The organism is Rhizobium sp. Root491, from assembly GCF_001427205.1.
Classification (GTDB): Bacteria; Pseudomonadota; Alphaproteobacteria; order Rhizobiales; family Rhizobiaceae; genus Agrobacterium; species Agrobacterium tumefaciens.
In genome coordinates, this window is record NZ_LMFF01000002.1 from 25,480 (window position 1) to 40,117 (window position 14,638).

Below are 14,638 nucleotides of genomic sequence, written 5' to 3' on the forward strand. Positions count from 1 at the left end.
GGGGTTCAGCGTGTGGCCTTGGGGCCGCTTGCCAGAAGAATGACGGAAATGATGATGAGGCCGGTGAGGATGAGGCGGATGCCCGCGCCGAAACCATAGGTGTTCAGCATCGAGACCACCAGGAACATGAACAGCGAAGCGCCCCAGATACCGGGTACGTTGGAATCGCCGCCCGCAACCGCCGTGCCGCCGATCACCACCACCGCGATGGACATCAGCAGATATTCCGATCCCATGTTGAGTGCTGCGCCGCCGGAGAAGCTGGCGAGCAGATAACCCGCAATCGCTGCCAGTACCGCGCAGAGCACATAGGTGACGAAGCGTGTTCCATCCACCGGAATGCCGGTCATGCGGGCGGCGAAAGTGCTCTGGCCGATGGCGGAAATCCAGCGTCCGTAAAAGGTGCGGTCGAGCAGCAGCCAGGCGATGACCGAGAGGACAAGGGCGACGAGGGCAACATTCGGAATGCCGAGAGAGCTCGACGTGGCAAAGGTGGCGAGTGTTTCCGGCGGCTTGATCCGCAGGCCGCGGTTGGACCAGATGGCGATAGACTGCACGATGAAGCTCATCGAAAGCGTCGCGATGATCGGTGGGATGCGAAGAAGCTTGATCAACGTATAGTTGCCGATGCCGATGGCGATGCCGATCAGGATGGCGATCAGCAATCCCGGCAGGATGAGACCATCGGACACATCCATGAATTTGAGCGCCAGCGTGCCTGATAGCGTCATCGTGGCGGGAACGCAGAGGTCGATATTACCCGGCCCGAGCGTGATGACGAACATCTGGCCGATGCCGACGATCACGGAAAAGGCCGCGAAGGTCAGGGCTGCGTGCGACAGGCCGAAGGAGCTGGCGCCGCCGGTGAACATGACGGTAACGATCCAGACCGCAGCCGTTGCGGCGAACGACCATATCCATGGTTTTTTCGAGAGAGACGAAAGCCCGTTCATTGGTTTTTCTCCCGCTTTTCGAGACGGTTGAGCAGGATGCGGAGCGCCAGCACGATGATGAGGATCGCCCCTTGCGCGCCGATCTGCCAGTCCGGCGAAATGCGCATGAAGGACAGGAACGAGCCGGCAAGGGTGAGCGTCAGCGCGCCGATGACAGCACCGATGGGCGAGACCCGACCGCCGACGAATTCGCCGCCGCCCAGAATAACGCCGGCAATCGACAACAGCGTGTAGCGCAGCGCGATATTGGCATCTGCCGATGTCGTTAGCCCGACGAGCGCTATGCCCGACAACACCGCGAAGAAACCGGCCAGCGCGAAGGTGGCAGCACGTATGCCGATGACCGACCAGCCGGAGCGCTCGACGGAGCGGAAGTTACCGCCGACGCCGCGCATCAGCACGCCGAAGGAGGAGCGCATGACGATGTAGTGGGCAACGACCGCAATCACGATGCTGGCAAGGATGGCAATTGGCACGAGCGGCGGTTTTGCCGTCATCAGCGCCCGGATGAAGGCTGGCGCCTGGCCGCCGGGTGAGGGGAGGATGAGGACGGCAAGGCCGCCCCAGACAAAGCTCATGCCAAGTGTGACGACGATTGAGGGCAGGGCGCGGATGTGGATGATGGCGCCCAGCATCGCATAAACCGCAATCGCACCGGCGAAGATCGCGATACCGAGCAGTGGCGTCGTTTGCAGGAAGGTGGCGGTGACGCAGGCGCAGAAACTGACGAAGGTACCCATCGACAGATCGAGATCGTTGACGGACATGATCAGCATCTGCGCAATGGTGGCAAGTGCAATCGGCACCGCCAGATTGAACAGCAAGTTGAGTCCGTTATAGCTCATGGCGCGCGGCTGCATGTAAAAGACGGCGGCGAGCAGGAAGGCGAGCGAGGCGGCGGGAATGATGAGACGAAGGGCACTGGCGGAGAGTTTCATGCGTGGTCCTCTCCGGAAAAGGAAGCGGCCAGCACATTCTGTTCGGTGATGTCCTCTCCCACCAGTTCCGCCTGAATGGCGCCGTCGCGGAAAACATAGACCCGGTCGCAAAGGCGGATTTCATCCATCTCGGTGGAGTACCAGATGAAGGTGCGGCCGTGGGAGGCTTCGGTTCTCAAGATATCGTAGACCTCCTGTTTGGTGCCGATATCGACGCCACGCATCGGGTCGTCCATCAGCACGGTGCTGGCCGTGGTGGCGAGCGCGCGGGCGAAAAGCACCTTCTGCTGGTTGCCGCCGGAGAGCGAAAGGATTTTGTTGCCCATGTCGGGCGTGCGGATTTCGATGCGCTTTTTCCACTGCGCGCCAAGCTCGGTTTCCTTGCCCCTGTCCACCATGCCGGCGGATGAAATATCCCGCAGCGAGGCGATGGAAAGGTTTTTGAGGATGCTCCACAGCGGGAAGGTGCCGTTCAGACTGCGATCACCCGCCACGAAGGCGATGTCGGTCTTGCGCGCAGGCAGCCAGCTGCTGTTGCGGGCAAGGTAGAGATCGAGCAGCGCTTCGGTCTGGCCGTGGCCGCCGAGACCGGCAAGGCCGATGATCTCACCGCGGAAAGCCTCGAAGGCGAGGCCTTCGCCCCGGCGCGCCGGCATCGAAAGCACCTTCTCTCCCGCCTTGCGGTTTTCGCCCTTTTGCCTGTCCTGTTCCTTGACGACGCTGCCCATGGCTTCCACCAGCGTGCGCGTCGTGAACTCGCCCGCTGCCCGATCAGCGACCACTCGGCCGTCCTTCATCACCACGATGCGGGTTGCTGTCGACAGAATCTCGCCGAGAATATGCGAGATCAGCAGCACGGAGCCGCCGGTGCGCACGAAACTGCGAACATAATCCATCAATTGTTCCGCAAGACCGGCATCGAGCGAGGAAGTCGGTTCATCGAGGATTACCAGTCTCGGCGCATCCGGGGTTCGACAGAAATTGATGGCGATTTCTACCATCTGCCGCTCGGCGATGGAGAGTTCCGCGATCGTCAATTCGCAATCGATACCGTGGCCGGGAAAAATTTCGTCCAGCGTATGCCGGATCATAGTGAGGGCACGTCCGCGCCAGTTCCGCCCGTTCATCGCGGCATGCATGATGCGGACGTTTTCGCTAATCGTCAGGTTCGGGCAAAGCGACAATTCCTGAAACACGCAGCGAACGCCGCTGGCGCGTGCTGCCGCGATTCCTTGACGGCCTTGTTCGCCGCGATAGGAAATGGACCCCTCATGCGGCGTCAGCCCGCCATTGATGACGTTGACGATGGTGGATTTTCCCGCACCGTTATGGCCGACGAGCCCCAGGCATTCGCCCGAACGGATGACGAGATCGGCCCCATCAAGCGCTCTTACCGCGCCGAACACGACCTTCACGCCGCGCGCGGCAACGACTTCTTCCGCCTCGATGATGTCATTCATGAGCATTCACGCCAGTGATCTGAAACTTGGATAATATAGGTGGCAGTTGCGGCGCCCGTTCAGGGAGCGCCGCAATCGCTTGTGTCCAGGAAATTGTCCTGCCTATTTGGCGGAGGCGATGGCCTTCTGGGCGTCTTCCTGTGAATATTCCACATTCGCGACGCCGCCCTTCTGGGTGTTCTTGAGGTTTTCCTCAAGATTGCCCTGATCGATGCGCAGGAAAGGTACGGTCAAATCCTTTTTGACATCCTTGCCGTCGAGGATTTGCTGCGCCACCCAGAAAGCGAGCGTGGAAACGCCGGGGGCGATGGAGACCGACATGGTCTCGTAGCCGCTGGCATCCTTCTGCTGCTTCCACCATTGCAACTCGTCTTCGCGGTTGCCCATGACGATGGTGGGTGTCGGGCGCTTGGCGGCGGCAAAAGCCTGTGCTGCACCGTAACCGTCACCGCCCTGCGTCACGACTGCCGCAACTTCGGGAAGGCTCGGCAGAATGCCGGCGACAGCGCGCTGTGCGACGTCCTGCGCCCAGTCGCCATTGACCGAACCGACAATCTTGAACTGCGGGTTCTTGGCGACGGCGTCGACGATGCCGGCATGGATTTCATCGTCCACCGAAACGCCCGCGAGGCCGCGGATTTCGAGCAGGTTGCCACCCTTCGGCATCGCCTTGGCGAGATAGTCGATCTGGCTTGCGCCCATCGCCTTGAAATCAACGGCGATACGCCAGGCGCAAGGCTCGGTGACGATGCCATCGAACGAGACGACGGTAATGCCGGCGTCGCAGGCTTCCTTCACGGCACCGTTAAGAGCGGTGGGCGAGGCGGCGTTGATGACGATGGCGTCGTAACCCTGAAGAATGAGGTTCTGGATCTGCGCCGCCTGTTCGGTCGCCTGATTTTCGGCTGTCGTGAAGGCGTCAGCGGCAGCGACCTGCTTGTCTGCAACTGCCTGCTTGGTGATTTTGTCCCAGCTCGTCAGCATTGCCTGACGCCAGGAATTGCCCGCGTAATTGTTCGAAAGCGCGATTTTTTTAGCCGAGGTATCGGCGTGAGCGGTGATCGGCAAAGCTGCGCATGCGACAGCGGCCGATGCCAGAAGCATCTTTCTGAAAGCCATTGATTTTCCTCCCTGGTGGCTTGCCCTTTTTGAGCTCGGAACCCGCTTTCCCGCAAATCTCCTAGGCGGCAGGCAGAATTCCTTTGCACTGGAGCTCCTTTCCCCAGTAAAAGCGAGAATGACCAAGAAGGTTTGGCTTGTACAGGCGGATAACGGCAATCTTCCTGCGGGTTTCCGCAGAAAGGATGCGGGAACCCGCAGGACGAAACGCCACCGCCGGGCGCAGAATAGCCGATACGGGGCAGGTCGCGCCGCCACAAGTTGACAAGGCAGGCGCTTGGGAGGGTGTCCGCACATGCTGGATACGCCGAAAAGCGCTCTTTTCCATCACTACATGGGCATTTCGCGGCTGCTCGCCGGGCAGCTCGAATTCAACGCCATCATTCAGGCGGTCGCCACCGAAATCACCCATATCATTCCTCACGTCCACATGGATGTCTGCATCAAGCAGCTGGATGACAAATTTCACATCGCCTATGAAAGCGGTCTGGCAAGCGCCTGGAGCCGCCAGCCGCCCGCCCTTCTGTCCGGCAGTCCCATCCGTTCCGTGCTCTCGGGCGAGGTGGAATATCTTTTGAGCGGCGATGCCTGCGTCGATCCGCGCTTCCATTTCGAAGGTGCATTTTCCAGCCCGATCATCGAGCTTGATCTGCATAGCCGCCTGCACGTGCCGATGAAGGTGCATGGCGACATTATCGGCGCGCTCAGTTGCTCCTCGCACCAGTCGGATGCCTATACGATGGAGGATGTCGCCAATGCCCGCGCGGTTGCGGATTTGCTGGCGCCCTATTTTTACGCCATCCGCGCCGCCGAACAGGCCAAACGGTCTGCGATCGAGGAGGCGCGCGCCAATGCCCGCGAGGAGGGGTTGCGGCTGGGTGCCCTGCAATTGACCGAAGCGCTGGAGGCCGAGCGGCAGCGGATCGGCATGGATTTGCACGACCAGACGCTGGCGGACCTGACTCGGCTTGCACGGCGCATCGAGCGGATGAGCCACGCATCGGACGTGTCTGGCGAGATGCTGGAACCGGTGGTGCGCAGCCTGCAGCACTGCATGCAGGATCTGCGCGAGATCATTGAGGAGGCGAAACCCTCCATCCTGCAATTGTTCGGCGTCGTGCAGGCCATCGAGACCTATGTGGATCGCTCCGTGCGCGACAGCGGCTCTTCTATCGACTGGTCGGTTACAGACGAGACGGACGGTCTTGTTGAGACACTCGACAAGACCGTTGCCATCTCGCTGTTCCGCATCGTGCAGGAGGCGGTCAACAACGCCATCCGTCACGCGCAGCCGGAAACGATTGCGGTGACACTGTCGTTGACGGATGGCGGGTTACGGGTGACCGTGAGCGATGACGGTAGCGGCCGTGGCGAGGGGGCTGTTTCTGGTGGACTAGGCATCGGCAACATGAAAACGCGGGCACGGCTGATTTCAGCCAGATTCGATATTGGTGGCAATGGCAAAGACGCTGGAACCCGCATTACCGTGACGTTGCCGGAAGGCGCTTTCGACCGGCGGGAGGAAATATGACATGGATGTGCTGATCGTTGAGGACGATGCGCTACACCGCGCCTATCTGAACGAGGCGGTGAGAGCCGCCCTGCCGGAATGTGACAAGGTGCTGGAGGCGGCCAACGGCAGAACCGGCGAAAAGCTGGCGCGGGAAAACCGCGCCGCCCATATCGTCATGGATTTGCAGATGAACGAGCGCAACGGCATAGAGGCGGCGCGCACCATCTGGAAGGAGCGGCCGGACACCCGCATCCTGTTCTGGTCCAACTATTCCGACGAGGCCTATGTGCGCGGCGTTTCCCGCATCGTGCCCGAAGGTGCTGCCTATGGCTACGTGCTGAAATCAGCATCTGACGACCGGTTGAGGCTGGCGTTGCGCAGCATCTTCATCGAGGCGCAATGCGTGATCGATCGGGAAGTGCGCGGCCTACAGGAAAAAAGCCTTGGCAAGGCGCATGGCTTCACCGATTCCGAATATGAAATCCTTGTTGATGTTGCGCTGGGCCTGACGGACAAGGCGATTGCTCGCCGCCGTAACCTTTCGTTGCGCAGCGTGCAGAACCGGCTGCAAAGCCTCTACGAAAAGCTGAACGTCCATCAGGCGGCCGGTGATGACGAGGCGGAAGGCCGTTATAATCTTCGAACCCGCGCCGTCACCGTCGCTTTCCTGCGCAAGCTGTTGAATTACAGCGCGCTCGAAAGGGCCGAGCGGGAATTGGGCGAATGGGCGACTGGCCGCTGATTATCACGGCAGGAAGGCAAGGAGACGTCTTTCATCGGCCCTGAGGCCCGAGACCGGCTTTGCGCCTACCTTCAGAATACGGCCAAGCTTCTTTTGCGCCTTCTCCTCCGTCGCTATATCGAGAACGGCGGGATGTACGTAGCTCTTGCGGCAAATGGCGGGTGTGTTGGACAGTTCCGTCGCCGCTGCCTGACACATACCCTTGATGCTGGGTTTTTCACCCGCAGCCACATGTTCCATCGCATGACAGAAGGCCGCAAGCGTTCCGCCCCAGGTACGGAAAGTCTTGGCGGAAATGCCTTGTCCGCCGACGCGGGAAAGATAGGCGTTGAGATCGCTTGAATCGACGGAGTGAACCCGGTTTTCACTGTCCTGCCAGACAAACAGCTCCTTGCCGGGCAGATCGGCGATTTCCTCGAGGATTTTTTGAAGGCGCGGGTGGCGCAATTGCCGCTTGACCTTCTGCCCGCCCTTGGCTGCAAAGCGCAGTTCGATTGTCTCGCCGAAGGACACGTGGCGCTTGAGCAACGTGGTTGCGCCATAGGTGCCGTTGGTTTCGAGATAAGAACGGTTGCCGACGCGCAGATAGGCGGCATCGAGAAGCAGCGTCAGGGCCGCCAGTGTCATGTCCTGACCGTGATCCTGTTTTGCAATGTCAGCCATGGCGCGTCGCCGGATGGCGGGCAGCGCCTTGCCGAAGCTTTTCAGCTGAAAGAACTTCGTCTCACCGCGCAATGCGTGCCAGTCGGGATGGTAACGATATTGCTTTCGCCCGCGCGCATCGAAGCCCGTTGCCTGCAAATGCCCTGATGGGTCGATGCATATCCAGACATCTTTGTAGGCAGGCGGGACGCCGAGCGATTTGATGCGCTTCAACTCCACGTTATCGGACAGAAGTTCGCCGCCCGGCAACCGGTAACAAAAACCGCGCCCGCGCCTTTCTCGGGCTATGCCCGGCTCCTGATCGTTGACATAGGCAAGTCCGATTTTGGCAAGAAGGCGGGTGGGCGGTTGTGGCATCGTTTTTTCCGGCAGGTTTCACGCTGCGGCAAACGAAAAACAGGCCACCTTCGTTCCGGCGGCCTGCTGTTCCGGTCATGACTTTCTCAGCCGGCCTTGGCGATCCGCAAAATTTGCGAGTTGCCGCCACCGCGCTCTTCGGTCACGGCATAGACGGCGCCATCCGGACCCACTTTCACATCACGAATGCGCGCTTCCAGCGGCAATCGGCTTTCCGTCGCAACCTTGTCGCCGTCAATGTGCAGGATGACGAGGCCCTGGCTCACCAGACCGCCTACGATGAAGGCTCCCTTCCACTCGGAAATCTGGTCGGCGTCGTAAAAGGCCATGCCGGACGGGCCGATGACGGGGTCCCAATAATAAACCGGCTGTTCCATGCCTTCCTTGGCGGTGGCACCTTCGCCAACGGACCGACCGCTATATTCGACACCATAGGTGATGACCGGCCAGCCATAATTGAGGCCCGCCTTCGGCAGGTTCATCTCATCGCCGCCTTTCGGGCCATGTTCCACTGTCCAGAGCCTGCCCTGTCCATCCAGTGCTGCCGACTGGAGGTTACGGTGGCCATAGCTCCATATCTCGGGGAGGGCGTTCTGCTGGCCGGCGAAGGGGTTGCCCTCGAAGGCCTTGCCTTCGGCATCAATGCGGAAGACCTTGCCAAGCCCGCTCGACAGGTCCTGCGCCTGCACACGCGGCGTTGCGTCTGAACGTTCACCGACGGTGACGTAGAGCTCGTTGTTCTGGCCGAAGACCAGGCGGGAGCCGAAATGCTTATCGCCATCATAGGTCGGCATCTGGCGGAAGATCACCGAGACGTCTTCCAGTTTTGCTGCTCCACCCTCTTCGGTCAACTTGGCCGATGCGACGGAGGTGCCGTTGCCGCCATCCCGTGGCTCGGAAAAAGAGAAGAAGATTTTACGGGAGGTTTCGAAATCGGGAGCCAGCGCGATGTCGAGCAGACCGCCCTGTCCGTCGGACGCCACCTCCGGCACGCCTTCGATCGCTGGGCCAGCTTTCCCGTCTGCGACGATGTGCATTGCGCCTTCCTTGGCCGCCACGATCATGCGGCCATCGGGCAGGAATTCCATCGACCAGATATGCGGTAGGCCCTCGGCAATGACGGTTTTTTCGACATCCGGCTGAGTGGCGGCTTGCGGCGCACGGGTCTGACCCTCGAAAGCCGGTTTCTGATCCGGCGCATTGGGCCGTTTCGTCTCGACTGCCGGGGCGGTCTGTGCGTGGGCGGCGCCGGCAAGTGGTACGGCCAGCAGCGCGAATAGCATCGTCGAACTCAGAAATCGGTTGTTGCGGAACATGGGTCTCCCTTCCTTTGTCTGCATCAGGCAGAGAACCATTTGGGGAGGAATTCGTTTCTTGCGATAGTTTCAAGAAAACTTGATGAGGCCGTGTACGGGCGGAATCCTCTTTTTTCATCCATGTGAACTTACAGGGAACCGCAAGCCCACGCCTACGTTTTCACCCTGGTTACACGGAGGGCGCCGCCATGCAGATCATCGACAATAAGAACATAGACGGGAACAGAGCCAAGCCAATTCTCAATGTTGCGGAGTTTTGCCGCCGTTACAGGCTGGACAAGGCCGAGGAGACACGGTTGAGAAGGCTGTTCGGTGAATTCGCATCCCGGCACGAGCTTTTGATGAACGCTCAGCGCAAGCCGAACTTCCGCTGATCATTCCTCCGGATCAATCGATTTTCCGAAAATCATGAAGACATCATATCGGGTGTTCTTTCCCACTATCTGGTGCGAAGGCTTGCGAATGCCGGGCATAGGTTCGGCGCGCAGAGGCCATTTTAGAACTACCCGCTTCGTCGCATGTTCAAGGGCAGCCTCCATCAGCTCTACCTGATCGGGATCGGATCCCACCAGTTCCCGCAGCACCCGCATTTCCTTTTTCACCAGCGCCGAGTTGTGGCGCGGCGGATGCATGGGATCGACGATCACCACCTCCGGTGAAAGTTCTTGCAGCAGAAGCCGGGAATCGCCCTGCAGCAGTGTCATGCGGGAGGCAGCCTCGGCATAGGCTCCACCCGCCTCCAATGCGCGGCGAATGCCGTCAGCAAGGTGGGCGTGCATACCGGGTGAACGCTCTATCAGTGTGACGTCCGCGCCGAGAGATGCGAGCAGAAAGGCATCCCGCCCGAGCCCTGCCGTTGCATCGACGATTTTTGGCGTGCGGCCTTTAGTGAAGCCCGCAGCTTTCGGCAGGGCCTGTCCGCGCCCCTCGCCGGAGCGGAAACGGTGACCGACCGCACCGCCAACAAAATCCACCACGAAGCTTTCGTCTTGTTCTTTCATCGCAGGCCTCAGAAGGGGCAGGGCACGGTATAGTTGACGTCGCGGCCATCCGGGTGGCGAAAGCCCACCGCCTCGGCATGCAGCATAAGACGCGGCGCGGCGGCAAGCGCTTCACCTTCTGCGTAAAATTCATCGCCAAGGATAGGGTGGCCGAGAGCCTTCATATGCACCCGCAATTGATGGGTGCGGCCGGTGAGAGGAGCAAGTGCGAGCCTCGTGGCGGGAAGCGGCAATCTTTCCAGCACGCGCCAAAGGCTTTGCGCCGGCTTGCCATGGTCGTGGTCCACCCGGTGGCGGGGCTTGTTCTCGGGGTCGATCGCAAGTGGCAGGTCCACCTTGCCCTCTTCACCCTCGACTTCACCCCAGACGACGGCAACATAGGATTTGCGGGTCTGGCGGTTCTCGAACTGGGCGGCGACGGTCGCGTGCGCCTTGCGGTTCAGGGACATCAACACGATGCCTGATGTATCCTTGTCCAGCCGGTTGATCATCAGTGCTTTTGGAAACTGTTTCTGCACGCGCGTCAAAAGACTGTCGGAGAGCGCGGGATCGCGTCCCGGCACCGAAAGAAGTCCGCTCGGCTTGTCCAGCACCAGTAGATCGTCATCCCGGTGCACGATAGTGAGCCACGGTTCGAGCGGCGGATTATAGACGGGGTTGGAAAGCTCAGATGACATTGCGCTTCCTTAGCACAAATCGGGCATGGGGCCAGATGCCCACCGCGCAATATGATTAGTCCGGAATATGAAGATTGACGCGGCCACTGGTCAGATCGCTGATGAGCCGTGTCAGACGCTCGGCTTCCTCTACGGGAACCGAAAGCTGCATATCCGCGCCGGTGCCGGTGAAGTCCTCCTTTTCCACTCGCAGGTTTTGCGTGGCGGCGAGGCGCGATTTTACCAGGGCCAGATCGGAGAACGGGCAGCTCAAGGTCGCGCTGACATAGGCGATGACCGGTGACGTCTCGCCAAGCCGAAGGCAGGCCGCCGCCGTGCCGCCATAGGCGCGCATGAGGCCGCCGCTGCCGAGCAGAATGCCGCCGAACCAGCGGATGACGAGGACCGCGACATTGTCCAGGGCCTGACCGTCGATAGCCTGAAGGATTGGCTTTCCCGCCGTGCCGGAAGGCTCGCCGTCGTCACTGAAACGATAGGTCTGGCCGGTTCGCCATGCCCAGCAATTGTGGTTTGCGTCGAAGTCAGAATGCGCCGCAAGGAAGCTTTTCGCATCCTCCTCGCCAGTGACAGGTGCTGCAAAGGCAATGAAGCGGCTTTTCTTGATATCCTGCGAAAAGGTGACGGGTCGGTCGAGCGTGAACATGCGCGCTTCAATATCGCATATATTCGCGCGCGGAAATCGGTATAAGGCCACAATGGCGAAGATGCGATGGAGCGGGTTTTGAAGAAGGCAAGGCAGGTCGCGATTGTCGGCGGCGGGCCAGCGGGCCTGATGGCGGCCGAAGTGCTGTCTGCGGCTGGCCATGCCGTAACGGTGTTCGAGGCCATGCCGACCGTCGCGCGCAAATTGCTGATGGCCGGAAAATCCGGTCTCAACATCACCCATGCCGAAGACTACGACATTTTCCTCCACCGTTTTGGCGACGCGGAGCAAAAGCTGCGCGCCGCCCTCGATGATTTCACGCCCGGCGCGCTGCGTCACTGGGCGCAAGGTCTGGGGCAGGAGACCTTCGTCGGCACGTCGGGCCGGGTGTTTCCGACGGTCATGAAGGCCTCGCCGCTGTTGCGGGCATGGCTTGCCCAGCTGGAGGCGCACGGCGTTATCATCAAGACGCGTCATCGCTGGATGGGTTTTTCCGCAGACGGGCTGGTTTTCGCGACACCGGAGGGGGATGTCTTCATGAAGGCCGACGCCGTTCTTCTGGCGCTCGGCGGTGCAAGCTGGCCACGTCTGGGTTCCGATGCCGCATGGGTGCCTGCACTCGCGGCTGAAGGCGTGGAGCTTAATCCTTTCCGCCCCGCCAATTGTGGCTTTGATGTCGATTGGAGCGATGTCTTCCGGCAGCGTTTTGCCGGTGAGGCGTTGAAATCCGTCACCACCATTTCCCCGGCCGGGGCGTTTCAGGGCGAGTTCGTGGTGACGCAGCACGGCATCGAGGGCAGCGTCATCTATGCCCATTCCGCCGCACTTCGCGACCAGCTGGAACACACGGGGAAGGCGACACTCGCTGTCGATCTGGCGCCGGGACGTACCGTGGAGCGCCTTGGCCGGGATCTGGCAAAGCTTGGCCGCAAGGAGAGTTTTGCAAACCGGTTGCGGAAGGCCGTGGGCCTCTCCGCCGTCAAGGTCGGACTTCTGCGGGAAATCTTTCACGATATCTCGGCGATGCCGGATGATCTGGTCGCCGCAAGAATCAAACATGCGGAGATACCGCTTGCACGGACGAGACCGATTGCCGAGGCGATTTCATCGGCTGGGGGCGTTGACTGGCAAGGTATCAATGAGAACTACATGCTGAAAAAACTCCCCGGCATTTTTGCTGCCGGGGAAATGCTGGACTGGGAGGCGCCGACCGGCGGTTATCTGCTGACCGCCTGTTTTGCCACTGGCAAGGCCGCCGCCAGGGGCATGACCAAATGGCTCGACGGCTTGGCCTAACCGGCCTCGGCCAGTTTTTTTTCCGCGCTTGGCGTAGTCCTGACGAGGCAGCGCATGATGGCATCCGTGGTGACGGAGCCGAGTGACTTGCCGTTTTCGCCGATGATGACGGCACTGCCGACATCCTCCCTGACGAGCGCGCGCAAGCCTTCCTCGACGGTCATGTCCGCATCGAGCTGAAGACGCGACTGGCCGGAAAACTCCGGCTGGACGATGGCGCTGAGACGAATGACCCGGCCACGGTTGACCTCTTCCACGAAGGCTTCGATATAGCTGTCTGCCGGACTCATGACAATTTCGGCGGCCGTACCCTGCTGGATGATCTCGCCGTCGCGCAAAATGGCGATCTTGTCTCCCAGCCGAAGGGCCTCATCCAGATCGTGGGTGATGAAGACGACGGTCTTCTTCAGCTCTTTCTGCAATTCCAGCAGCACTGTCTGCATGTCGACGCGGATGAGTGGATCAAGTGCCGAATAGGCCTCGTCCATCAGCAGGATTTCGGCGTTGTTGGTCAGCGCCCGGGCGAGACCCACGCGCTGCTGCATGCCGCCTGAAAGCTGGTTCGGATAATGGCTCGAAAAGCCTTCCAGCCCCACCCGCTTGATCCAGACGTCGGCTTTTTCTTCCCGCTCGCCCTTGTCGACGCCCTGCACCTCAAGGCCATAGACGACGTTTTGCAGCACGTTGCGGTGCGGCAGCAGGCCGAATTTCTGGAATACCATCGCCGTCTTGTGGCGGCGGAATTCCAGAAGTTCCGCTTCGTTGAGGCGACAGACATCTGTTCCGCCATAAAGGATTTCTCCCGCTGTGGGGTCGATCAGGCGGTTGACGTGACGGATCAGCGTCGATTTTCCCGAGCCGGAAAGGCCCATGATCACGGTGATCTGCCCGCCCGGCATGGTGATGTTGATGTCGCTGAGGCCGAGCACATGGCCGTGCTTGGCGTTCAGTTCCGCCTTGGACATGCCGCCCTTCACGGCGTCGATGTAATTCTCCGCCTTGGAGCCGAAAATCTTGTAAAGGCTGCGGATTTCGATCGATTGACTAGCCATGCGCCACTTCCCGGTGTTTTTGCAGGCGAAGGCCGTAGGCCTGGCTGATGCGGTCGAAGATGATGGCGATGCCGACGATTGCCAGGCCGTTGAACACACCGAGCGTGAAATACTGGTTGGCGATGGCCTTCAGAACTGGCTGGCCAAGGCCCTGAACACCTATCATGGAGGCGATGACGACCATGGCGAGCGCCATCATGATTGTCTGGTTGATGCCTGCCATGATGGTGGGGAGTGCAAGCGGTAGCTGCACCTTGAAAAGCTTCTGGCGCTTCGAGGAACCGTAAGCGTCTGCCGCTTCCAGCACGTCCCGGTCAACCATGCGGATGCCGAGATTGGTAAGCCGGATCATCGGAGGAATGGCGTAGATCACCACGGCGATGACGCCCGGGACCCGGCCGATGCCGAGCAGCATGACGACGGGAATGAGATAGACGAAACTCGGCATCGTCTGCATGACGTCGAGAACGGGGTTCACGATACTCTGCAGGCGGTTGGACCGCGCCATGGCGATGCCAATCGGCAAACCGATCACGATCGAGAGCACGGCGCAGACGAAGATCATCGAGATCGTCTTCATCGTGTCTTCCCACATGCCGAACCAGCCGATGGCAAAGAGAATACCGCAACATAGTCCAACAATGGTGGCGCTGCGGCTGGCAAACCAGGCGAGTACGCCGACAATAAGAATAACGACCGGCCAGGGGGTGCCGATCAAAAGCCTTTCCGCCCAGATGAGGAAGCTTTGGAGCGGTGTGAACAGCCCCTCTATCGTGCCGCCATAGGCTCTGGTGAAACCCCGAAACCCCTCGTCGATCACTTTCTTCAGCGCACGCAGGGCATCGTCATTCATGGTCGGAAATTTGAAAAGCCAATCCATATCCTGTTCTCCACGACGAACCGGGGCC

The 14,638-nt window shown here is 60.3% G+C and carries 15 protein-coding genes; 4 read left to right on the plus strand and 11 right to left on the minus strand.

What is annotated here, in order from left to right; all coding sequences use genetic code 11:
* Positions 1 to 5: 5 nt before the first annotated feature.
* From ASD46_RS06935 to ASD46_RS06950, 4 genes are all read right to left on the minus strand, one after another.
* Positions 6 to 953, minus strand: coding sequence for an ABC transporter permease (locus tag ASD46_RS06935; RefSeq protein ID WP_013762041.1), 948 nt, complete (start codon positions 951 to 953; stop codon positions 6 to 8).
* A complete protein-coding gene (locus ASD46_RS06940) occupies positions 950 to 1,891 on the minus strand; it encodes an ABC transporter permease (RefSeq protein WP_060641900.1) in 942 nt (313 codons plus the stop codon). Before ASD46_RS06940 ends, ASD46_RS06935 begins: the two co-directional genes overlap by 4 nt.
* Positions 1,888 to 3,351: an ATP-binding cassette domain-containing protein gene (locus tag ASD46_RS06945; protein ID WP_013762043.1), complete on the minus strand. Its 1,464-nt coding sequence runs from the start codon at positions 3,349 to 3,351 to the stop codon at positions 1,888 to 1,890. The genes ASD46_RS06940 and ASD46_RS06945 overlap by 4 nt, the downstream gene beginning before the upstream one ends.
* Positions 3,352 to 3,453: 102 nt before the next feature.
* Positions 3,454 to 4,470 (minus strand): ABC transporter substrate-binding protein, encoded by a 1,017-nt coding sequence (locus ASD46_RS06950; RefSeq protein ID WP_004431691.1) that lies wholly within the window; start codon positions 4,468 to 4,470, stop codon positions 3,454 to 3,456.
* A 295-nt stretch (positions 4,471 to 4,765) separates the two neighbouring features.
* On the opposite strand from ASD46_RS06950, the gene ASD46_RS06955 reads away from it, so the two are divergent.
* On the plus strand, positions 4,766 to 6,001 hold the full coding sequence (locus ASD46_RS06955) for a sensor histidine kinase (protein ID WP_060641901.1): 1,236 nt from the start codon (positions 4,766 to 4,768) through the stop codon (positions 5,999 to 6,001).
* Position 6,002: 1 nt separating this feature from the next.
* The gene (locus ASD46_RS06960) at positions 6,003 to 6,725 is read left to right on the plus strand and encodes a response regulator transcription factor (protein WP_004431697.1); all 723 of its coding nucleotides are present in this window, start codon (positions 6,003 to 6,005) and stop codon (positions 6,723 to 6,725) included.
* 3 nt (positions 6,726 to 6,728) lie between these two features.
* On the opposite strand, the gene ASD46_RS06965 is transcribed toward ASD46_RS06960, so the two are convergent.
* Both ASD46_RS06965 and ASD46_RS06970 read right to left on the minus strand, forming a co-directional pair.
* Complete coding sequence (locus tag ASD46_RS06965) at positions 6,729 to 7,745, minus strand: DNA topoisomerase IB (RefSeq protein WP_060641902.1); 1,017 nt, start codon at positions 7,743 to 7,745, stop codon at positions 6,729 to 6,731.
* Positions 7,746 to 7,831: 86 nt separating this feature from the next.
* Entirely contained in the window at positions 7,832 to 9,061 is a 1,230-nt protein-coding gene (locus tag ASD46_RS06970) for a PQQ-dependent sugar dehydrogenase (protein ID WP_019566556.1), read from the minus strand.
* A 188-nt stretch (positions 9,062 to 9,249) separates the two neighbouring features.
* On the opposite strand from ASD46_RS06970, the gene ASD46_RS06975 reads away from it, so the two are divergent.
* Positions 9,250 to 9,435 carry a hypothetical protein gene (locus tag ASD46_RS06975; protein WP_004431706.1) on the plus strand — a complete coding sequence of 62 codons (186 nt, stop codon included), beginning with the start codon at positions 9,250 to 9,252 and terminating at the stop codon, positions 9,433 to 9,435.
* On the opposite strand, the gene ASD46_RS06980 is transcribed toward ASD46_RS06975, so the two are convergent.
* The 3 genes from ASD46_RS06980 to ASD46_RS06990 are packed head-to-tail and all read right to left on the minus strand — an operon-like array spanning position 9,436 to position 11,382.
* Positions 9,436 to 10,062, minus strand: coding sequence for a class I SAM-dependent methyltransferase (locus ASD46_RS06980; protein ID WP_060641903.1), 627 nt, complete (start codon positions 10,060 to 10,062; stop codon positions 9,436 to 9,438). It abuts the gene before it with no gap.
* Positions 10,063 to 10,070: 8 nt separating this feature from the next.
* Positions 10,071 to 10,739 carry a pseudouridine synthase gene (locus ASD46_RS06985; RefSeq protein ID WP_060641904.1) on the minus strand — a complete coding sequence of 223 codons (669 nt, stop codon included), beginning with the start codon at positions 10,737 to 10,739 and terminating at the stop codon, positions 10,071 to 10,073.
* A gap of 55 nt (positions 10,740 to 10,794) precedes the next feature.
* Positions 10,795 to 11,382, minus strand: coding sequence for an IMPACT family protein (locus ASD46_RS06990; RefSeq protein WP_019566553.1), 588 nt, complete (start codon positions 11,380 to 11,382; stop codon positions 10,795 to 10,797).
* 66 nt (positions 11,383 to 11,448) lie between these two features.
* Between ASD46_RS06990 and ASD46_RS06995 the strand changes: the two genes are divergently transcribed.
* Positions 11,449 to 12,678, plus strand: coding sequence for a TIGR03862 family flavoprotein (locus ASD46_RS06995; protein WP_060641905.1), 1,230 nt, complete (start codon positions 11,449 to 11,451; stop codon positions 12,676 to 12,678).
* Here ASD46_RS06995 and ASD46_RS07000 read toward each other — a convergent pair.
* Both ASD46_RS07000 and ASD46_RS07005 read right to left on the minus strand, forming a co-directional pair.
* Positions 12,675 to 13,730: a quaternary amine ABC transporter ATP-binding protein gene (locus ASD46_RS07000; protein WP_060641906.1), complete on the minus strand. Its 1,056-nt coding sequence runs from the start codon at positions 13,728 to 13,730 to the stop codon at positions 12,675 to 12,677. The two genes, ASD46_RS06995 and ASD46_RS07000, sit on opposite strands and share 4 nt — an antisense overlap.
* Positions 13,723 to 14,610, minus strand: coding sequence for an ABC transporter permease (locus tag ASD46_RS07005; protein ID WP_004431720.1), 888 nt, complete (start codon positions 14,608 to 14,610; stop codon positions 13,723 to 13,725). The genes ASD46_RS07000 and ASD46_RS07005 overlap by 8 nt, the downstream gene beginning before the upstream one ends.
* Positions 14,611 to 14,638: the final 28 nt, after the last annotated feature.